19 protein-coding genes and 1 pseudogene are annotated in these 19,653 nt (G+C 72.9%); 8 read left to right on the top strand and 12 right to left on the bottom strand.

Features of this window, described 5'->3' with window-relative positions:
* Positions 1-172: 172 nt before the first annotated feature.
* Entirely contained in the window at positions 173-886 is a 714-nt protein-coding gene (locus AB0F01_RS05710; protein WP_362090315.1) for a DUF4232 domain-containing protein, read from the top strand.
* Between the two features lie 65 nt (positions 887-951).
* On the opposite strand, the gene hemB is transcribed toward AB0F01_RS05710, so the two are convergent.
* Positions 952-1,953, bottom strand: coding sequence for a porphobilinogen synthase (hemB, locus tag AB0F01_RS05705; protein ID WP_362090313.1), 1,002 nt, complete (start codon positions 1,951-1,953; stop codon positions 952-954).
* 357 nt (positions 1,954-2,310) lie between these two features.
* On the opposite strand from hemB, the gene AB0F01_RS05700 reads away from it, so the two are divergent.
* The 3 genes from AB0F01_RS05700 to AB0F01_RS05690 are packed head-to-tail and all read left to right on the top strand — an operon-like array spanning position 2,311 to position 5,190.
* A complete protein-coding gene (locus AB0F01_RS05700; RefSeq protein ID WP_362090312.1) occupies positions 2,311-2,916 on the top strand; it encodes a LysE family translocator in 606 nt (201 codons plus the stop codon).
* A gap of 1 nt (position 2,917) precedes the next feature.
* Entirely contained in the window at positions 2,918-3,646 is a 729-nt protein-coding gene (locus AB0F01_RS05695) for a phenylalanine--tRNA ligase beta subunit-related protein (RefSeq protein WP_362090310.1), read from the top strand.
* A gap of 14 nt (positions 3,647-3,660) precedes the next feature.
* A complete protein-coding gene (locus tag AB0F01_RS05690) occupies positions 3,661-5,190 on the top strand; it encodes a PLP-dependent aminotransferase family protein (protein WP_362090309.1) in 1,530 nt (509 codons plus the stop codon).
* Between the two features lie 10 nt (positions 5,191-5,200).
* On the opposite strand, the gene AB0F01_RS05685 is transcribed toward AB0F01_RS05690, so the two are convergent.
* On the bottom strand, positions 5,201-6,331 hold the full coding sequence (locus AB0F01_RS05685; RefSeq protein WP_362090307.1) for a helix-turn-helix domain-containing protein: 1,131 nt from the start codon (positions 6,329-6,331) through the stop codon (positions 5,201-5,203).
* Between the two features lie 374 nt (positions 6,332-6,705).
* Between AB0F01_RS05685 and AB0F01_RS05680 the strand changes: the two genes are divergently transcribed.
* Positions 6,706-7,236, top strand: a complete 531-nt coding sequence (locus tag AB0F01_RS05680) for an SMI1/KNR4 family protein (protein ID WP_362090305.1) — start codon at positions 6,706-6,708, stop codon at positions 7,234-7,236.
* Positions 7,237-7,238: 2 nt separating this feature from the next.
* Here the strand turns inward: AB0F01_RS05680 and AB0F01_RS05675 are convergent, their stop codons facing one another.
* The 4 genes from AB0F01_RS05675 to AB0F01_RS05660 all read right to left on the bottom strand — a co-directional run bounded on the left by AB0F01_RS05675 (position 7,239) and on the right by AB0F01_RS05660 (position 10,207).
* Positions 7,239-7,670 (bottom strand): ATP-binding protein, encoded by a 432-nt coding sequence (locus tag AB0F01_RS05675; protein ID WP_362090303.1) that lies wholly within the window; start codon positions 7,668-7,670, stop codon positions 7,239-7,241.
* A gap of 87 nt (positions 7,671-7,757) precedes the next feature.
* Positions 7,758-8,960 (bottom strand): ATP-grasp peptide maturase system methyltransferase, encoded by a 1,203-nt coding sequence (gene tgmC / locus AB0F01_RS05670; protein WP_362090301.1) that lies wholly within the window; start codon positions 8,958-8,960, stop codon positions 7,758-7,760.
* Positions 8,957-9,937 carry an ATP-grasp ribosomal peptide maturase gene (gene tgmB, locus AB0F01_RS05665; protein ID WP_362090299.1) on the bottom strand — a complete coding sequence of 327 codons (981 nt, stop codon included), beginning with the start codon at positions 9,935-9,937 and terminating at the stop codon, positions 8,957-8,959. Before tgmB ends, tgmC begins: the two co-directional genes overlap by 4 nt.
* A 3-nt stretch (positions 9,938-9,940) precedes the next feature.
* The gene (locus tag AB0F01_RS05660; RefSeq protein ID WP_362090297.1) at positions 9,941-10,207 is read right to left on the bottom strand and encodes a putative ATP-grasp-modified RiPP; all 267 of its coding nucleotides are present in this window, start codon (positions 10,205-10,207) and stop codon (positions 9,941-9,943) included.
* A 203-nt stretch (positions 10,208-10,410) separates the two neighbouring features.
* On the opposite strand from AB0F01_RS05660, the gene AB0F01_RS05655 reads away from it, so the two are divergent.
* Both AB0F01_RS05655 and AB0F01_RS05650 read left to right on the top strand, forming a co-directional pair.
* Positions 10,411-11,241, top strand: a complete 831-nt coding sequence (locus AB0F01_RS05655; protein WP_362090295.1) for a helix-turn-helix transcriptional regulator — start codon at positions 10,411-10,413, stop codon at positions 11,239-11,241.
* Positions 11,238-11,498 carry a DUF397 domain-containing protein gene (locus AB0F01_RS05650; protein WP_362090293.1) on the top strand — a complete coding sequence of 87 codons (261 nt, stop codon included), beginning with the start codon at positions 11,238-11,240 and terminating at the stop codon, positions 11,496-11,498. Before AB0F01_RS05655 ends, AB0F01_RS05650 begins: the two co-directional genes overlap by 4 nt.
* Before the next feature lie 197 nt (positions 11,499-11,695).
* Here the strand turns inward: AB0F01_RS05650 and AB0F01_RS05645 are convergent, their stop codons facing one another.
* The gene (locus tag AB0F01_RS05645; RefSeq protein ID WP_362090291.1) at positions 11,696-12,403 is read right to left on the bottom strand and encodes a class I SAM-dependent methyltransferase; all 708 of its coding nucleotides are present in this window, start codon (positions 12,401-12,403) and stop codon (positions 11,696-11,698) included.
* Between the two features lie 103 nt (positions 12,404-12,506).
* Positions 12,507-12,971 (bottom strand): annotated as a pseudogene (locus AB0F01_RS05640) (hypothetical protein); the annotation flags it as partial.
* A 187-nt stretch (positions 12,972-13,158) separates the two neighbouring features.
* Between AB0F01_RS05640 and AB0F01_RS05635 the strand changes: the two are divergent.
* Positions 13,159-14,448, top strand: coding sequence for a helix-turn-helix transcriptional regulator (locus AB0F01_RS05635; protein ID WP_362090289.1), 1,290 nt, complete (start codon positions 13,159-13,161; stop codon positions 14,446-14,448).
* A 70-nt stretch (positions 14,449-14,518) separates the two neighbouring features.
* Here AB0F01_RS05635 and AB0F01_RS05630 read toward each other — a convergent pair whose 3' ends face one another.
* The 4 genes from AB0F01_RS05630 to AB0F01_RS05615 are packed head-to-tail and all read right to left on the bottom strand — an operon-like array spanning position 14,519 to position 19,650.
* Positions 14,519-16,234 (bottom strand): bifunctional uroporphyrinogen-III C-methyltransferase/uroporphyrinogen-III synthase, encoded by a 1,716-nt coding sequence (locus tag AB0F01_RS05630; protein ID WP_362090287.1) that lies wholly within the window; start codon positions 16,232-16,234, stop codon positions 14,519-14,521.
* Entirely contained in the window at positions 16,231-17,190 is a 960-nt protein-coding gene (hemC, locus tag AB0F01_RS05625; RefSeq protein ID WP_362090285.1) for a hydroxymethylbilane synthase, read from the bottom strand. Before hemC ends, AB0F01_RS05630 begins: the two co-directional genes overlap by 4 nt.
* On the bottom strand, positions 17,183-18,892 hold the full coding sequence (locus AB0F01_RS05620; RefSeq protein ID WP_362090283.1) for a glutamyl-tRNA reductase: 1,710 nt from the start codon (positions 18,890-18,892) through the stop codon (positions 17,183-17,185). Before AB0F01_RS05620 ends, hemC begins: the two co-directional genes overlap by 8 nt.
* The gene (locus AB0F01_RS05615; RefSeq protein WP_362090281.1) at positions 18,889-19,650 is read right to left on the bottom strand and encodes a redox-sensing transcriptional repressor Rex; all 762 of its coding nucleotides are present in this window, start codon (positions 19,648-19,650) and stop codon (positions 18,889-18,891) included. Before AB0F01_RS05615 ends, AB0F01_RS05620 begins: the two co-directional genes overlap by 4 nt.
* Positions 19,651-19,653 lie beyond the last annotated feature (3 nt).

The raw sequence follows: 19,653 nt of genomic DNA, 5'->3' as shown, positions 1-19,653 counted from the left end.
ACGGTCATTTCCCCAGGTCACGGCGGTGCCGGCGTTCCAGCGTCCCGGATCCCCCCGCAGAGGTGGCGGCCGGGACAGATCGCGCCGCACGCTCTGGTCATCCAAGCACGCCGCTCCCGCCGACCGGAGGAGCGGCCACGCCGAACCTCCGTCTGACGACAAGGAATTCGCCATGCGTACGTCCTGCATCCGCCTGCTCGCCGCCGCCGGAATCACCCTCGCCACCCTGTCCCTGACGGCCTGCCAGGACGGGACGGGCGCGAAGGACGAAGGCGCGGCCCAGCCGTCCACGGCCTCGACGGCGAGCACGGACAGCAGCGACGGCTCCGCTGCCGGGTCCGAGGCCACCGCGCCGAGCAAGCCCACTCGGGCCGGCGCGGACAAGGGCGGCGACACGACCCCCGCGGCCGACCGCGCACAGGGCGGGGGCCGGTCGACGGACCCCTCCGACCCGAAGGCCCGCGTCGCCTGCAACGGCTCCGACACCGCCGTCACCGCCCAGCCGGTCCCGCGCCCCCTCAACCACCTGCTGATCACGGTCCGCAACACCGGCTCGAAGGTCTGCGACCTGACCTACTACCCGGTCCTGCGCTTCGACGAGATGCAGTGGGTGCCGCAGCCCATCGAGGAGTCGAAGCCGCAGGCCGTGGTCACCCTCGCCCCGGGCGAGTCGGCGTACGCGGGCGTCCTCCTGTCGGCCGCCGACGGCAGCGGCGACGGCGGCACCACGGGACACCGGCTGACCGTCGGCTTCCAGGGCCGCACCCCGAACAGCGACGGCGGGCCGGCGGCGACCCCGTCCCTCCCGGCCAAGGGCGTGCACTACGACAGCTCGCTGACCGTGACGTACTGGCAGCAGTCGAGGGAGGACGCCCTCACCTACTGAACGCGCTCCGACCACCGACCGTGCTGCGGCCACCCATCCTGCCGCGGCCACCGACCCTGCTGCGGCTACCGACCGCGCTCCAGCATCCGGGCCGCCTCGACGGCCCAGTACGTGAGGATGTTCTGCGCCCCGGCCCGCTTGATGCCGGTCAGCGACTCCAGGACGGCCCGGTCGCGGTCGATCCAGCCCTTCTCGGCGGCGGCCTCGATCATCGAGTACTCGCCCGAGATCTGGTAGGCGGCGACCGGCACGTCCACCGAGTCGGCGACCCGGGCCAGGATGTCGAGGTAGGGCCCGGCCGGCTTGACCATGACCATGTCGGCGCCCTCTTCGAGGTCCAGCGCCAGCTCGCGCATCGACTCGCGCACGTTGGCCGGGTCCTGCTGGTACGTCTTGCGGTCGCCGCGCAGGGAGGACCCGACGGCCTCGCGGAACGGGCCGTAGAAGGCGGACGCGTACTTCGCGGTGTAGGCGAGGATCGCCACGTCCTCCCGGCCGATCTGGTCCAGGGCGTCGCGGATGACCCCGATCTGGCCGTCCATCATCCCGCTGGGGCCCACCACATGGGCCCCGGCGTCGGCCTGGACCTGAGCCATCTCGGCGTACCGCTCGAGCGTGGCGTCGTTGTCGACCCGCCCCTGCTCGTCCAGCACCCCGCAGTGCCCGTGGTCGGTGGTCTCGTCGAGACACAGGTCGGACATGACGAGCAGCTCGTCCCCGACCTCGGCCCGCACGTCCCGCAGGGCGACCTGGAGAATGCCGTCCGGGTCGGTCCCGGGCGTGCCCACGGCGTCCTTCTTGGACTCCTCCGGCACCCCGAACAGCATGATCCCGGAAACCCCGGCCGCCACGGCCTCCGCCGCCGCCTTCTTCAGGCTGTCCCGCGTGTGCTGCACGACCCCCGGCATCGCCGCGATCGGCACCGGCTCGCTCACGCCCTCGCGCACGAAGGCCGGGAGGATGAAGTCGGCGGGGTGCAGCCGGGTCTCGGCGACCATCCGACGCATCGCCGGAGTGGTCCGCAGACGCCGGGGCCGAGTACCGGGAAAGGATCCGTACGTCGTCATACCACCTACGCTACGCCCGCCCCGACGGTGCCTTTGCCGACGGGCAGTCGGCGGCCGGCCCCGGAGAACGCGGACGCCGCCCGGGCCACGGCGAAGCCCCCCACGGCCCCGACGGCCGCCCCGGCCGTACACCTGGCCCCGCACGTCACGGGCAGCCGAGTGGCCCCCGCCCGGCGGTGGTTCCTCGCCGTACGAGGGGGCGCCCCTCCCGCCCTCCGCCCGTCACCGGCGGGGTCCTGGGCGGTGCGCCGTCCGGCTCGCATCTTTGGACCTCTCGAAGCCTGCCTCTTTGGCTCTCCCGTCGGGTCCATCGGCGCAGCAGGCTGGAGCCACCGTCGACCTCGCGGAGGGTTTCCCTTGAGTCTCGCGTTCCTGCTGACCACCCTGGTCATGGTGGTCACCCCCGGCACCGGGGTGGTGTACACCCTCGCCGCCGGGCTGTCCCACGGCCGCCGGACGGGCGTGGTGGCCGCGCTCGGCTGCACGCTCGGCGTCGTACCGCACCTCGTGGCGACGGTCACCGGCCTCGCCGCGCTGCTGCACACCAGCGCCGTCGCCTACGCGGTGGTGAAGTACCTCGGCGTCGGCTACCTGCTGTACATGGCGTGGGCGACCCTGCGCGACAAGCGCGTGCTCGTCGTCGAGGCGGACCCCGCGCCGGGCCCGGTGCTCCGCGTGATCTCCTCCGGGGTGCTCCTCAACCTGCTGAACCCCAAGCTGACCCTGTTCTTCGTCGCGTTCCTCCCGCAGTTCGTCCCCGCCGGCACACCCGGCTCCACCGGGCTCATGCTCCGGCTCGGCGGGATCTTCATGGCCCTGACCTTCGTCGTCTTCGCCGTCTACGGCATGGCCGCCGCGGCCGTCCGCGACCGGCTGGCGGCCCGGCCACGCGTCATGACGGGCCTGCGCCGGGGGTTCGCCGTCACCTTCGTGGCGCTGGGCGCGCGGATGGCGGTGGCGTGACGTGCGGTTCCGGCACGCCGAAGCGATCTGGTCCGACCACCCCGGCCTCGCCGCGGGCGCCCTCCACACCACCGGTATCGGCCCGGTGGCCGACGTCCGGCCGTACGTCGAGGAGTACACCGCCCGTGCCCGGAGCCGGCTGGCCGGCACCTCCGAGAGCCGGTTCCCCGAAGTGCTGGCCTGGCGGCGGGTCTTCACCCGGATGGGGCTGAAGCCGACGCAGTACCGGTGCGCCTCGGAGTCGCTGCTGCGGCGGCTGCGCAAGGAGGGGACCCTGCCGAGCATCCACCCGGTGGTCGACCTGTGCAACGCGGTCTCCGTGGCGTACGCCGTCCCGGTCGCGGTGCTCGACGCCGACCGCGTTCGCGGCCCGCTGCTGGAGGTGCGTCACGCCCGAGGTGATGAGCTGTACACGACCTTCGGCGGCACCACCGAGCATCCGGCCCCCGGCGAAGTGACGTACGCGGACTCCGCCGACCGGGCGCACGCGCGCCGCTGGACCAACCGGCAGAGCGGCCACTCCGCGGTCGGCGGGCACACCCGCCGCGTCCTGGTGGTGACGGAGGCCGTGCACGACGGCGGTGCGGACACCGTCGCGGAGGCACTGCGGACGATCGCCCGGGACCTCGCCGAGCTCTGGCCGGCCGACCCGGCCACCGCCCTCCTGACCCCCGCGCGACCGGAGTTCGTTCTGGACGAGCAGTCGTCGTCCGGCACCGGGGCGCCCTGACCCGGCGTGGCACCATGGGCACGGTGAGCGAGGTGGAAGGCGCGGCGGCGGGTCCCGTACCGCCGGCGCACGGCTCCGACTTCCTGCAACTGCGTCCCGGGGACGCTCCCGTCGGCGGCAAGGCGGACTGGCTGGCGGAGCGGCTGCGGCAGGCGATCGGCGACCGCCGGCTGACCGTGGGCAGCCGGTTGCCGGCCACCCGGGTGCTCGCCGCCGAACTGCGGGTCTCCCGGGGCGTGGTCACCGAGGCGTACCGGCGGCTCGCGGAGGACGGGCACGTGGAAGGGCGCGGACGCGGCGGCACGGTGGTGGTCGCGGTGCCTCCCGCCCCCGGGCCGCCGTCCCCTCGCGGGCGAGCCGCGGGGCGCTCCCCCTTCACGGGTCCGCCCGCTCCCGACGTCTTCGACGCGCTGCGCGTCGCCGATGCCCGCATCGACCTCACCCCCGGCCGTCCCGACCTGTCCGCCTTCCCCCGCACGGCCTGGCTGCGCGCCGAACGCGCCGTGCTGGCCGAGATGTCGGCCACCGACCTCGGGTACGGCGACCCTCGCGGCGCGCCGCGGCTGCGTCGTGCCGTCGCCGGGTGGCTGGCGCGCAGTCGCGGCATCCGCGTCGAGCCGGACGGGATCCTGGTCGTCGCGGGCACCGCCCAGGCGCTCACCCTGCTGCATCCCGTACTGCTGGCGGACGGCATCACCGGTGTCGCCGTGGAGGACCCCGGCTCCCTCGGCACCCGCCAGCACCTGGGGAGCCGGGGACTGGCCACCCCGCCCGTGCCGGTGGACGCTCACGGGCTGCGCGTCGACGCACTGCGCGCCTGTGGCGCCCCGGCGGTCCTGCTCACCCCCGCCCACCAGTTCCCCACCGGCGTCGTCACGAGCGGTGAGCGCCGCCGTGAACTGCTGCGCTGGACAGCGGACGGCGGGGTGATCCTGGAGGACGACTACGACGCCGAGCACCGCTACGACCGGCCGCCCGTGCCCGCGCTGCGCTCCCTGCTCTCCGAGCGGCTGTACTACATGGGCAGCGTGTCGAAACTGCTCGCCCCCGCGCTGCGGATCGGCTGGCTGATCCCGCCGCCCCACCGCCTGGAGGCGCTGACCGGCGAGAAGCGCTTCGCGGACCTGGGCAACGCCGTCCTCCCGCAACTCGTCCTGGCCCGGCTGATGGAGTCGGGGCAACTGGAGCGGCACCTGCGGCTGCTCCGCTCCCGCCACATCCGCCGCCGTGACGCCGTGCTCGACGCCGTCGGCAGGCATCTCCCGGGCGCGGTCGTCCACGGCGCGGCGGCCGGCCTGCACCTGACGGTCACCTACCCCCACGACGTCCCCGACACCGATGTAGCCGCCGCCGCGCTCGCCCACGGCGTGAAGTGCCACCCCCTGTCCTGGCACCGCCAACTCCCCGGCCCCCAAGGCCTGGTCCTCGGCTACGCGGCCGACCCGCCCGGCACGCTCACCGAAGGGGTGGCCCTCCTCGGGCGAGCCCTGCACGAGGTGTCCGGCCGGTCCGGGGCGGGCCGTGAACCGCGCGGCCGGTCGTGACCGAGGCTGATCAGGCAGCCCGGGCGACCGCGTCCACCCCGCCCGCAGCGGCACCGGCCCGGCAGTCCCGGCAGCGGCCCGGCGCCGGGGCGCGGAACACCCGGTCGCAGCCGTCGCAGTCCTGGAAGGGGTGGGGAGGGCTGGCCTGTACCGCTCCGGTGACCGGTGCGAGTGCCGCGGCGACCGGGAGCGGAGGGGGCAGCATCTCCCGCAGCCGGTAGGCGATCACTCCGGCGGGGTGCTTCATCACGGCCGGGAGATCGGCGGTCAGCGTCCGCAGCACGGCGCCGGGTGTGGCCCCTCGTTCGAACCAGGCGACGACACTCGGGGCCAGTCTGTTCACGTCCCGCACGGAGAGGGTGAGGCGCTCGTCGGTCCGGCGCAGCCCGGAGAGCAGGTCGGCCGCTTCGCCGCACCGGAGGCCGGCGGGCCGCTCGCCCCCTCCCACCGGAGCATCAGCCCCGCCCACGGCCGGCGCCCCGGCAGGCTCTCCAGGCCCCTCAGCCTCAACGGGCCCATCCGCATCGTCAGGCCCATCCGCATCGCTTGGCCCATCAGCCGCCCCAGGCCCATCAGCATCGTCGGGCTCATCGGCATCGCCGGGCTCATCAGGACTGCCGGCCGGGTCGGGGCGTTGGTCATCCTCCTGGGACGGGTCGGGCACCTCGTCCGCCGGGTGCCCCCCGGGCGAAGGTGCCCGGTCCGCGGGCGCCGCCCCCGTCTCCGACCGCGCGGGCACGGCCCTGACGGCGCGGGCAGCGGCCTGTGCCGTCGTCGAGAACGGCACGTGGTGGGCGTACGTCCGCGTCACCAGCCGCCCCTCGGGGGTGTGCTCCCGCACCCGGCGCAGGTAGCCGTGGGTCTCCAGTTCCCGCAGTGCGACGGCGATCCGGCCCCGCCCCTCGGGGAAACGCTCGGCGAGGCTGCGGATGTCGACGGGGGTGCCCTCGGGCACCGACAGGATGTGGGCGGCGAGTCCGATCGCGGTCAGCGACAACTCCCGGTGCTGGGCGAGGTGGTTGCCGATCAGCACGTACTGACCGGACTGGTACGTACGTACGTGGGTGACACCGGAGGGGGTGGCGGATCGTCGAACGCCCTGATGCGGACGCGGGGCGGGGATAGGCTTCTGCTCAGCCATGGGGGAAGGCCTTTCTCTTCCTCGGTGGTCAGGCCCTCGCCTCGGGAGTTGCGGTCCCAGCGGGGGCCGATTCATGCACGGATTCCGGGCTCATCGGCTTACGAGGGCGTCGAGTTGGTCGACTGCCCCTGCGCCGAGACTGCCCGCCCGACCAGCCGCCGCGCCAGTCACTTCGACCGATTTCACCCACCCGAGTGATCAAGACCAGGTTTGGTGGGGTTGGTTGGTTATTTCCCTGGGTTCTTAAGTCTTTTACCGCCCGAAGCCCCGGCGTCCCGCCCCACCACAGCCCGCCTTTCCGGGCGCCGGTGACGAGCCGCCCGAACGACTTCCGCAGCAACCCGGATGTCAGTGCGGCCGGATACCGTGCCCACGTGAACGAGAGCCACGGCGACGACCGCTGCTTCCCGCCCGCCCTCGCGGACCTGGCCCGCGTCGGGATCGACTACGCCGACGGCGAGGGCATCGACTTCGAGCCCTTCAGCGACTTCACCTCGGCCGAGGAGACCACACAGTGGATCCGCCAGTGGACCGGCAACCCGGGACTCGACGGTGACGCCTACCGGTTGTTCGGCGCGGACGGCACCGGCGGCACCGCCGCCCTCTGGTACGCCCGCCCCGGCCGGCCCCTCGCCGAACAGCCCGTCGTCTTCCTCGGCTCCGAGGGCGAGGACGGCGTCATCGCCGGAAACCTGTCCGACTTCCTCTGGGTCCTCGCCGACGGCGTCGGCCCCATGGAGGTCGTCCTGTTCCGTGACACCGGCCCCCGCCCGACCACCACCCCGCTCGCCGACCTCGCCGCCCGCCACGCCACCACCCCGCGCCGCCCCGCCGCCACCGTCGTCGCCGAGGCCCAGGCCGAGTTCCCGGACTTCTCCGAGCACATCGAGGCACTCTGCCGCTGACGTCACCGAAGGCGGCCGGGCCTCAGCTCGGCCCACACCGTCTTGCACGGGAACGGCCCCGGCAGCACGCCCCAGTCGTCGGCCTCCTCCTCGACCAGCAACAGCCCGTAACCCGACTCACCGGGCTGCGGTACGGCGCCCCCGCGTACCGGCTCCCTCTCGCCCCGAGGGTCGGTCACCTCGATGCGCAGCACCCCGCACGCGGTCACGGTGAGCGTGAGCCGGAAGCCTCGCCCCGGGACGCGTCCGTGCCGGGCCGCGTTCGCCGCGAGTTCGGCGACGATCAGCCGCGCCGGGTCCACCGGCAGCCCCCAGCACTCCAGTCGCTCGGCGGCAAGCAGGCGGGCCAGGCGAGCACCCCGACGGGTGGCGGAGAGGGGCACGGAGTAGTGCAGGTGCGGGACGGATGATGCTGCGGTGAATTCTCGCTTCATGTCACCCAGCGTGTTCAACCGCACGCCACCTGTGAAGGTGATCCGCCCGGGCGGACGGAGGCTGCCCGGGCGGGTCCGGGACGCCCCTCAGGGGGACGGCAAGGGAAGGCAGGGCATGTCCGGGTGCCGCACGCGCTGTTGACGATCGCGCACGCACAGGGTGAAGGTCTCCGGCCCCGGCCGCCCCGCCGCGTCATGGGCATCGAGCATCGACTCGACCCGTTCCCACAACCGGACGCGCCCTCCCTCTCGCACCCGCCAACCGCCGTCCGCGTCCGGCATCAGCTCGGCAGCCGACCCGCTCACCACGTCGACGAGGTGCACGCTGTCGCCGCAAGTGAACAGCTGAGCGTCGGGCACCGCGCACTGTGCGAGGAAGCGCAAGGAGAAGGCTTCCTCGGTCGCGGCGGTGATCCGCTCGGGGGCATGCCGGGCGACGCGAGACTCCCCCGGCAGTTCCGCGGCCCAGTGGGCGGGGTTGCCGAAGGCCGGCGCAGCGTGCGTGCGCGCCGCCATGAAGGAGACCGTGCCGCCGAGCAGGTGCCCCTCGGCCGTACCGTCCCCGTCCACGCTGAGCAGGACGCGGGCGTATCCGTAGAGCCAGCCGGAGAGTGTCAGCAGGATCTTCCCGCCCGGTCGGGTCTGGGCCAGCAGAGCCGGGGGCACGGACCGGAACGAGCAGGCGGCGACGATCCGGTCGAACGGGGCCTCGGGCCAGTACCCGTACAGCCCGTCGGCGACCGCGAGGGTGGGCGTGTGACCGCAGCCGTGCAGCGCGTTCGCGGCGCGTTCCAGTCGGCGCGGATCCACCTCGATGCTCGTCACACCGGCCGACCCGAGCCGTTCACAGGCGAGCGCGGTCGAGTACCCGGTCCCCGTGCCGATCTCCAGCACCGTGTGCCCCTCCCGGACATCGGCGTCGGCCCACATCCGCACCACGAGCGACGGCAGCGTGGAGGACGAGGTCGGGGCGCCGCCGTGCCGGTCGGCCGGGTGCTCCCAGTCGGGTTCGTCACCGTCGAACTGTGTGATGAGCGTGGTGTCGGAGTACGCGGCGGCCAGCCAGCGCTCCCGGTCGAGCTCGGCGGTGACCGGCTGCCACAGCGTCAGCCCCCGCCCGTCCCGCTCCTCGCCGGGCAGGTAGAAGCCGGGCACGAACCGGTGCCGGGGCACCGCCTCCACCGCTGCCCGCCACGCCGGATCGTCCAGCGCCCCGCGAGCGGCGAGGTCCTCCGCCAGGACCGCGCGCAGCCGCGCGGCATCGGTTTCGAGGTCGACGGGCAGCGTCATGGACGGCCCTTCCTTTCCACGGTGAGCAGGTCGGCGAACGCCTCGGTGATGTCCTCGGCGTCGGGAAGCCAGCCCCATTGGCCGTTCGGGTTGCACTCGATCACCGTCCAGTGTTCCGGGTCGTCCCCGTCCCCGGTGAGCGCGAAGTCGAAGCAGCCGAAGGCGAGCCCGAACGAGGCCAGGTAGGCGTGCAGCGCCGTCTCGACGGACGGCGGCACGGTGATCGGGGCGTGGTGCAGGGCGTCCCAGTCGCCCCGCCGCCAGTCCAGCGCGCCGTCCGGTGCGGCGATCCGCTGGGCGAAGACTCGACGGCCGACCACGGTGACGCGTACGTCACCGGTCTTGGGGATCTCGGCCTGGAACAGGTGGGCGGTCACGGCGAGCGTGTCGTCGAAGTCGGCCGGGTCGACCCGCTGGGTCCAGATCGCCCCGGCGCGCCCGTCGTCACCGACGGGCAGCCCACGGAACGTCTTGCAGACGACGGGCCCGTACTCGGCCGCGAACTCCTCGGCCTTCCTCCGGTCGTTGGTGATCAACGTCGAGGGAATCCTGAGCCCGAGCCGGGCGAACCCACGGAGCTGGGCGGGCTTGGACTCCGCACGCCCCACCGCGGCCGGATGGTTGACGTACCGGGCACCGGACAGGGCGTTCAGTACGCCGCCGAGCCCGTGCCGCGCCTCGGAGGCGGCGAAGTCCCGCTGCTGCCCGGGCAGCTGGGCGAACCGGGTGGCGTACGGAGTGGGACGGCGGTAGTACACCGCCGTCACCTGCTCCGTCTCCACCTCCCGGCTGGCCGTACGCAGCCATCCGCTCCACGCCGGACGCTCCGCGTCGACACGGAAGCCGAACGTCAGGGCGGGACCGATGTCGGCGGGGTCGACCCGGACGACGGGCACCTCCCGCGCGTTCAGCGCGGCGACGACCCGGTCCGCGGTGACGTCCTCCAGTGCGGTGACGACCAGGACGGTGGAGGCCATCGGTCAGTCCGATTCGTAGTCGGTGGTGCTGTCGTCCTGCGTCTGCGGCTGCGGACCGTTCCCGTCGCCGCCCCCGGACACGGAAGCGGTACCGGTCGTCCTCGACGTTCCGTGCCTGCCCATCTCGACCGGCCGCCCGGCGGCGTCGGTGTAGCGGGCAGTCTGCGTGACGGGGTCGAGCGCCACGGTCGCGTACGGCGGCGGCCCGACCGGCAGCCGGTCGCTGACCAGGCGCAGCGCCCAGGGGGCGGCGGGGGCGAGTGTCGTCATGGAGGTCCCTTCTCTGTCCGCGATGCGGAGTCCCGGATATCGCCACTCAGTGTGCTCGCGTGTGCGCACCCTGTGAATTCCGGCAGCTCGTACGGCCGCTGGTTGTACGCCGGCTGTCCGGTTTCTGTCCGCCCTGCCCGGGGTGACCGGGCGGGGTGGCCGGAGTTGGTCCGGGGAAGGGCGCGCGACGGGAGGCGGCAAGCATGGGTGAGTGGGAAGCGGGGCTGGACGACGAGGCCGGGGCCGTGATGCGCACGGTCACCCGGCAGTTGAAGCTATGGCGGGAGGCGGCCGGCCTCACCCAGGCGGAGTTCGGGGCGGCGATCAAGTACGGGGAGGAGATGGTCTCCTGCGTGGAGCGCGGGCGGCGGATCCCCCGACCGGAGTACCTGGACGCGGCGGACGAAGTCCTGGGCGCGGGCGGCAAGATCGCCGCGATGAAGAAGGACGTGGCGGAGGTCCGGTACCCGAAGAAGGTCCGGGACGTAAAGCGGCTGGAGGCGGAAGCCGTCGAAATCTGCTCGTACAGCAACTCCGTCGTCGACGGCTTGCTGCAGACCGAGGCATACGCGCGGGCTGTGTTCAGCTCTCGGCGGCCACCCTTCACGGAGGAGGAGCTAGAGCAGCAGATGGCTGCGCGTACAGCTCGCCAAGAGATCATCAGCGGCGACACCTCGCTGCCCGTCTTCAGCTTCGTTCAGTGCGAGTCGACGTTGCGACGCCCCTACGGGGGCAGAATGGTGATGCGCGAGCAGCTCGAACGACTGTTGCAGTTGGGTAAGTTGCGGAGCGTTGACCTCCAGGTCATGCCTCTTGGGCGTGAGGGGAACGCCGGGGTCGATGGCCCCTTCCGAGTCCTTCGACTCAAGGATGGAACCACTGTGGGATCCAACGAAGTTCAGCTCACCAGCCGTGCGATCGTCGATCCGAAACTCATTCAGATCCTTGAGATCCGCTACGGGACCATCCGATCTCAGGCTCTCACTCCCGAGGAGTCCCTGGCCTTCATCGAAAAAATGCTGGGAGAGCCATGAGCTTCAAGCCTGCGTTTGAGAACGGGACAGCACTCATGTGGATAAAAAGCAGCTACAGCACGGATGACGGCCCGTCCTGCGTCGAAGTGGCCTGGAAGAAGAGCAGCTACAGCGGCGCTGATACTCCCTCCTGCATCGAGGTGGCCGCCGCCCCCGACCACATCCTCGTCCGTGATTCCAAAAACCCGGACGGCCCCCGCCTTGCCCTCACACCCACCACCTGGACCGCTTTCCTGCCGTACGCGTCAAAGCAGTGACGTAGCCAACACACGTGGCCCGCGCCCGGATACACGGGTCCGGGCCACGCGTGCGTGTCAGTCGGAGGACGGGGCCGCTACCTCCTCCGCCGAGCCCTCCCCCCGCGCCTGCTGCAAAGCTGCTTTCCCCCAGATGGGCTGGGTCCCGAGTTTCCGGGGCTGGTTCGGCACTGACAGGGCGACCGTTCCGGTGCCCACTACGGCAGCGGACCACGCCATGCGGTGAGCAGCAGTGTGTCGGCCGATCGCGGTCCCTGCCCGGCGGGCAGGAGGACGCCGCTGATCCGGGTGAAGCCGGCTTCGTCGAGGAGTTTGACCCACACGTGCTCCTGAAGCACCCAGCGGCGCATCGTGGCCGGCTCCCCCTCCGGGGTCCTGGCCGGAATGTCGGCGTGCTCCACGTCGGGCTGAGCGGGCGTCCCGTCGACGTAGTGGGCGAGTGTGGAGAACACCAGCCGTCCGCCCCGCCGCAGCGCGGACGCCGCTGCCGGCAGCAGCTGACGCGGCTCGGTGAAGTCGACCGCGCCGAACACGCTGTAGAGCACGTCATACCTGCCGGACGCCGCCCGCAAGTGCTCCACGACGTCCGACCGCACCAGTTGCAGGCACGGCGCGAGGTGGCCGTACAGGTTCGTGGCCATGGCGTGCTGAGCGGGTGAGGCGTCGACGGCGACAACCCGGGCAGGCCGGTGGTGGACGGCCAGGTGGGCGGCGTGCCGGGCGGCGCCCGCCCCGAGGTCGCCGACGCACAGTCCGGACAGGTCACCGAGGATGTCCGCCCCGGGCCCCCGGTCCTGGCCCCAGGCCCACCGGAACGTGTCGGGCACGGTCCGGTCGGTGGCGTGGCGCGTGCGGCCGTAGTGGTGCCACAGGTCTGGGGAGGCAGGAGCTGTCACTCGCCCCATGGTGGCGGGTGCAGCCTCCAGGAGGGCCGGTTCGCGGGAATCTGAACCGGACGTGTCCTGGACTCCGGCAGCCGGCCGGAGTCCAGGACACCGGGGCGGCGCAGTGGGAGTCGCTGCCGGGGTGGCACGGGCTGCACTTGGCGGCGTCCTGCCAGAGCGGCAGGTCGACCTCCCAGCCGTCGGCCGCGACCCGGTGCGCGGTCTTCATCACGGAGCCGTCGTTCTTGAAGTCGACCTCGGGGACGTGGTGCAGGAAGTGCCCGCCGTTGAAGCGGTCGCACAGCTCGGCGTACGCCACGGTGTCCAGGATGATCGTGTGGACGCCGATGTCGACGAGGGAGCTCGGCGCAAGGCCCAGCTTGTCGCCCCGGTGGTTCATCGCGGTCAGCAGGTAGGCGTAGCCCTGTCCCAGCACCCGGGCCGCCATGACCGAGTCGTACGGGTAGTCCCGCATGAGGAGACCGACCTGCTTGTTCCACAGGGCAGCCGGAACGACCTCCCGCGCCGAGCGGATCGGGCCGGTCGCCGGGTTGGCGGCCGGGGTGGGTGCAGCGGTGCTGGTTGCCATGGTGCCTCCGATGGACGGCGCCCCGCGGATCGGGGCGATGCACCCAGAGCACCGCACGGGCGACGTCGCGTGTAATCAACTCTCGCTGCCTGCACGGCATTTGCACGGCGCGAAAGCGGTATCGACGGGCGCCGTGCAAGGCCCCTACCGTGGGACGCCCCCGGTAGTGCGGCGTGGGAGGGGTCCGGTGTTCGTCGACCCGCTCTGGAACAGCAGAAGAGCACGCGAGTCAGCTGCCCAGCGCCGCCCCGGCGCGCTGATCCGGCTCGGCCGGGAGCACCGGGCGTGGACCCTGGCCGTGCTCGGCAGCCGCATCGGCTGCTCACCGGCCACCCTCTCACGGCTCGAACGCAGTGCGCGGGTCGTCGACTTGGCCCTGGTACACCGCGCGGCGCTGGAGGTCGGCGTGCCCCGACACATGCTGGTGACTTCTCTCGCGCCACCGTCCCCCGCAGCACCGGCCGCCACTAAAGTGACAGCCAGTCCGCGTGACGCCGAGGAGGACCCCATGCGCCGCCGTACGCTGCTCACCGCCACGGCGGCCGCCGGACCGGTCGCCCTGCTGACAGGCCTGGACGACGCGCTCGCCAATACTCCGGCCCCCGGCGGCATCGGGCCCCTGGACGCACGCCTGACATCCGCCCGGACGCTGTACGACACGGGCAGGCACCGTCAGCTCCTCGCCGCACTGCCCGCCCTCATCGCCGACGGGCACAGCGCAGCCACGTCCCGGAAGAGCCTCGATCAGGTACGGCTCTCCTCTGTCTACAGCCTCGCCTCCGCCGTGCTCATCAAGCTCGGCTCCTACGACCGCGCCCGCCTCACCGCCGACCGCGCCCGCACCTGGGCCGAGGTATCGGGCTCGCCCCTCGCCGCTGCGGCCGCCGCGAGGGAACTGGCGATCGTGCTGCGCCACCAGGACCGCCACGCCGACGCCCAGCGGTTGATGACATCGGCGGCCACCACCGTCGAGGCCACCGGGCTGCGTACGGAGGCGGCAGCGGCCGCGTACGCGCAGATGCTGTGCACCCTCGCCTATACCGCCGCCCGGGGCGGACAGCGCGCCGACGCACTGGCGATGACCGAGGAAGCCCGCCGTGCCGCCCGCCGGCTACCGGGCACCGCCCCGGCGGGCCGGCTGTTCCCGATCAGTCCGGCCGCCGTCGACCTGTACGCGGTCGGCGTGCACTGGGCGCTCGGCGACGCGGGCGCCGCGCTGGACGCGGGAAAGAACCTGCGCGCCGCCCAGTTCCCCACCGCCGAACGCAAGGCTCGTATGGGCACCGACATGGCACGCGCCTGGTGGGCCTGGAACCGGCCCGAACAGACGGCACGCGCCCTGCTGGATGCCTACCGGGCCAGCCCCGGCGAAGTACGCGACCGGCCGGCGATCCGCAGCATCGTCGACGAACTCGCCGAGCGGCACCCGCGGACCACGGGGGTACGGGAACTGCGCACCGCAGTGGCCCAAGGCTGAACGGAAGTCCGAGCACGACGAGGAAGGGCGCCCCCGAAAGGGCGCCCCTCCTCACCTCACGCGGACGACCTCACGTCGTCGACCGCCGCCTCCGCGCCCCCGGACGCCGCTCGCTCGGGCGGGTGACCGGGTCGCCCGCCTCGATGGCGGCGAGCCGGCGGCGGGCGCCGAAGTCGGCGAGGACCTCGGCCAGCTTGTGGACCGACGGCTCGGGAGCCATCACGTCGACGCGCAGGCCGTGCTCCTCGGCGGTCTTGGCGGTCGCCGGGCCGATGCAGGCGATCACCGTGACGTTGTGCGGCTTGCCCGCGATGCCGACGAGGTTGCGGACCGTGGACGACGACGTGAACATCACCGCGTCGAAGCCACCGCCCTTGATCGCCTCACGGGTCTCCGCCGGCGGCGGCGAAGCGCGCACCGTGCGGTAGGCCGTGACGTCGTCGACCTCCCAGCCCAGCTCGATCAGCCCGGCGACCAGCGTCTCCGTGGCGATGTCGGCCCGCGGCAGGAACACGCGGTCGATCGGGTCGAAGACCGGGTCGTACGGCGGCCAGTCCTCGACCAGCCCGCGCGCCGACTGCTCGCCGCTGGGCACCAGGTCGGGACGGACCCCGAAGTCGATCAGGGCCTGCGCGGTCTGGTCGCCGACCGCGGCGACCTTGATCCCGGCGAAGGCGCGGGCGTCGAGCCCGTACTCCTCGAACTTCTCGCGCACCGCCTTGACCGCGTTGACCGAGGTGAAGGCGATCCACTCGTAGCGGCCCGTGACCAGGCCCTTGACCGCGCGCTCCATCTGCTGCGGGGTGCGCGGCGGTTCGACGGCGATGGTCGGCACCTCGTGCGGCACCGCGCCGTAGGAGCGCAGCTGGTCGGAGAGCGACGCCGCCTGCTCCTTGGTGCGCGGTACGAGGACCTTCCAGCCGAACAGCGGCTTGGACTCGAACCATGCCAGTTCCGCCCGCTGTGCGGGGGCGGACCGCTCACCGACCACGGATATCACCGGCCTTCCGCCATCGGGCGAGGGCAGCACCTTCGCCTGCTTCAGCGTCTGCGCGATCGTGCCGAGCGTCGCCGTCCAGGTGCGCTGGCGGGTCGTCGTCCCGGCGACGGTCACCGTCATGGGGGTGTCGGGCTTGCGACCGGCGGACACCAGTTCGCCCGCGGTCGCGGCCACGGAGTCCAGCGTGGTGGAGACGACGACGGTGGCGTCCGAGGCCCCGACCTCCGTCCAGCACCGGTCGGAGGCGGTCCGGGCGTCCACGAAGCGCACGTCGGCGCCCTCGGGGTCGCGCAGCGGCACACCGGCGTAGGCGGGCACACCGACCGCGGTCGCGATGCCCGGGACGACCTCGAAGGTCACCCCGGCCGCGGCGCAGGCCAGCATCTCCTCGGCGGCGTACGCGTCGAGACCGGGGTCACCGGTCACCGCACGCACGACCCGCCTGCCGCCCCGCGCGGCCTCCATGACAAGATGTGCGGCATCCCGCATCGCGGGCGCACCGGCGGTTGTTGACGCGCCGTCAACGACTGTCAGCTGGGGCGTGCCCGTGCCCGGAACGGCTGCCGTGGAAGAGCCCGAAGCGTCCGTGTCCGTGAGCACCTCGGCGACGCCCTCCCTGGCGTGCCGGCGCACCACGTCGAGCACCTCGTGCTCGGCGACCAGGACGTCCGCGTTCGCCAGCGCCTCCACGGCGCGCAGAGTCAGCAGTCCCGGATCCCCGGGTCCGGCACCGAGGAAGGTGACGTGCCCTTGTTCCGGAGGGGCGGGAAGGGTGGTGGGGCTCAATGTGCTCGCTCCCCCATCAGACCGGCCGCGCCCTGCGCGAGCATCTCGGTGGCGAGTTCGCGACCGAGCGCCATCGCCGCCTCGTGCGTCTCGGGCACGGGACCGGTGGTGGACAGCTGCACCAGCCGCGAGCCGTCGGTCGTGCCGACGACGCCGCGCAGGCGCATTTCCTTGACAATCTGCCCGTCACTCAGGAGGTCGGCCAGTGCGCCCACGGGAGCACTGCACCCGGCCTCCAGGGTGGCGAGCAGTGACCGCTCGGCCGTGACGGCGGCCCGCGTGAACGGGTCGTCGAGCTCGGCGAGCGCGGCGATCAGCTCCGCGTCGTCCGCGGCGCATTCGACCGCCAGGGCCCCCTGGCCGGGGGCGGGCAGAACGGTGTCGACCGGGATGAAGTCGGTCGCCTCGTCGATGCGGCCGACCCGGTTCAGGCCCGCGGCGGCCAGCACCACGGCGTCCAGCTCGCCGCTGCGCACGAAGCCCAGCCGGGTGTCGACGTTGCCGCGGATGGGCACCGTCTCGACGGCCGTGCCACGGGCGCGGGCGTGCGCGTTGAGCTGCGCCATGCGACGCGGCGAACCGGTGCCGATGCGGGCGCCGTCCGGCAGGTCCGTCAGCTTCAGGTCGTTACGCGCGACGATCACGTCCCGCGGGTCCTCGCGCACCGGGACGGCGGCCAGGGTGAGCCGGGGGTGCGGGGTGGTCGGCAGGTCCTTCAGCGAGTGCACCGCGAAGTCGACCTCACCGCGGATCAGAGCCTCACGCAGGGCGGCGACGAACACACCGGTGCCGCCGATCTGTGCCAGGTGCTCGCGCGAGGTGTCACCGTACGTGGTGACACCGACGAGCTCGACGGGCCGTCCGGTCACCTGGCTCACGGCTTCCGCCACCTGCCCGGACTGGGCCATGGCGAGCTTGCTCCGCCTGGTCCCGAGCCTCAGTGCCTTCTCAGTCATGCCGGCCCTCGGTTTCTGCCTTTTCGGTGCTTTCCTCGGCGCGGGAGACGGAGGCCACCGTCTCGGGGTCGAGGTTGAACAGGGTGCGCAGCGCGTCGGCGTACCCGGCGCCGCCGGGTTCGGCCGCGAGCTGCTTGACCCGCACGGTCGGTGCGTGCAACAGCTTGTCGACCACCCGCCGCACGGTCTGCGTGATCTCCGCGCGGTGCTTGTCGTCCAGGCCGGGCAACCGCCCCTCGAGACGCGCGATCTCACCGGCCACCACATCCGCTGCCATGGTGCGCAGGGCGACCACGGTCGGCGTGATGTGCGCCGCCCGCTGCGCCGCCCCGAAGGCCGCGACTTCGTCGGAGACGATACGCCGGACCTGGTCCACATCGGCAGCCATCGGAGCGTCCGCGGACGCGTCGGCGAGCGATTCGATGTCCACCAGCCGTACTCCGGCCAGCCGGTGCACCGCCGCGTCGACGTCCCGCGGCATCGCGAGGTCCAGCAGGAACTGCACGGGTTCCGGGCGCGGCGGCTCCTCCACCGGCTCCGGACGGCGCCGTTCGGGGATCCGGCCGGTGCTCGCCGCGAGCGCGGCCAGCGCACCGATCAGCTCGGCGTCCGCCTCGACGGCGCGCCGGCCGACCTCGCGGCGCTCGACCGCGCTGCCGGCGGCCCAGGCCGCGTGCTGCTCCAGCGTGGCGGCGTCCATGCCGGCCACCGCGGCCTCCCCCATCACGGAGAAGCCGGGCTGCACGGCGGACAGGTCCAGCGGGCAGTTGTCGTCGGCGCCCGCGGCAGTGGACGGCAGCACCGTTTCGCCTGCGGCGGGCTCCGCCTCGGCGACCGGGCGGGTGACCGCCGGCTCACCGGTGCGTCCCTCGAGGCCGGCCGCGATCATGTCGGCGGTCAGCACGGTCCCGGTGGCGCCGGTGCAGGACACGACGATGTCGGCACGTGTCAGCTCGAACGGCACCGAGGCCATCGGCACGGCGCGGGCCAGCGCCTCCGTGTCGTCGCCCTCGGTCAGGATCCGGGCGAGCCGTTCGGCCCGGTCGGAGGTGCGGTTGGCGACGACGATCTCGGCGACCCCGGCCCGCGCGAGCGTGGCCGCGGCCAGCGACGACATCGAACCGGCGCCGACGACCAGGGCCTTCTTGCCCCGCGCCCAGGCGCCGACGTCCGCGCCGCGGGCCAGCTGCTCCAGGCCGAAGGTCACCAGGGACTGCCCGGCACGGTCGATCCCGGTCTCGGAGTGGGCCCGCTTGCCGACCCGCAGCGACTGCTGGAACAGGTCGTTCAGCAGCCGCCCGGCGGTGTGCAGCTCCTGCGCGCGGGCCAGCGAGTCCTTGATCTGGCCGAGGATCTGCCCCTCGCCCACGACCATCGAGTCCAGTCCGCACGCCACCGAGAACAGGTGGTGCACGGCCCGGTCCTCGTAGTGCACGTAGAGATGGGGAGTGAGCTCCTCCAGGCCGACCCCGCTGTGCTGGGCCAGCAGCGTGGACAGCTCGGCGACACCGGCGTGGAACTTGTCCACGTCGGCGTACAGCTCGATGCGGTTGCAGGTGGCGAGCACCGAGGCCTCGGTGGCCGGTTCGGCGGCGACCGTGTCCTGCAACAGCTTGACCTGCGCGTCCGCGCTCAGGGAGGCCCGTTCCAGCACGCTGACCGGCGCGCTGCGGTGGCTCAGGCCGACGACCAGCAGACTCATGTCGGCATCACGGCGGGTACGTCCCCGTCGGGCCCCTGTTCGGCGGCGATGTTCTTGCGGGCGGTGCGCGGCACGGCGGCGGTGGCCGCGGCCTCCTCACCGGCCTTGCGCTGCTCGTGGAAGGCGAGGATCTGCAGCTCGATGGAGAGGTCCACCTTGCGCACGTCGACGCCGTCCGGCACCGACAGCACGGTCGGCGCGAAGTTCAGGATGGACGTGACACCGGCGGCCACGAGCCGGTCGCAGACCTGCTGGGCGGCACCGGCGGGGGTCGCGATCACGCCGATCGAGACACCGTCGTCCTGGATGATCTTCTCCAGCTCGTCGGTGTGCTGCACCGGGATCCCGGCGACGGGCTTCCCCGCCATGGCGGGGTCGGCGTCGATGAGGGCGGCGACCCGGAACCCGCGGGAGGCGAACCCGCCGTAGTTGGCGAGCGCGGCGCCGAGGTTACCGATCCCGACGATCACGACCGGCCAGTCCTGGGTGAGGCCGAGTTCACGCGAGATCTGGTACACGAGATACTCGACGTCGTACCCGACGCCCCGGGTGCCGTAGGAGCCCAGGTAGGAGAAGTCCTTGCGCAGCTTCGCGGAGTTCACGCCCGCGGCGGCCGCCAGTTCCTCCGAGGAGACCGTGGGTACGGAGCGCTCGGACAGCGCGGTCAGGGCGCGGAGGTACAGCGGAAGCCTGGCGACGGTGGCCTCGGGAATTCCTCGGCTACGGGTCGCCGGTCGGTGAGTTCGGCCAGTTGCCACGGT

The organism is Streptomyces sp. NPDC029526 (genome assembly GCF_040637405.1).
Lineage (GTDB): Bacteria > Actinomycetota > Actinomycetes > Streptomycetales > Streptomycetaceae > Streptomyces.
The sequence above is the reverse complement of the archived record's forward strand: the minus strand, read 5'-3'. Positions and strand labels throughout refer to the sequence as shown.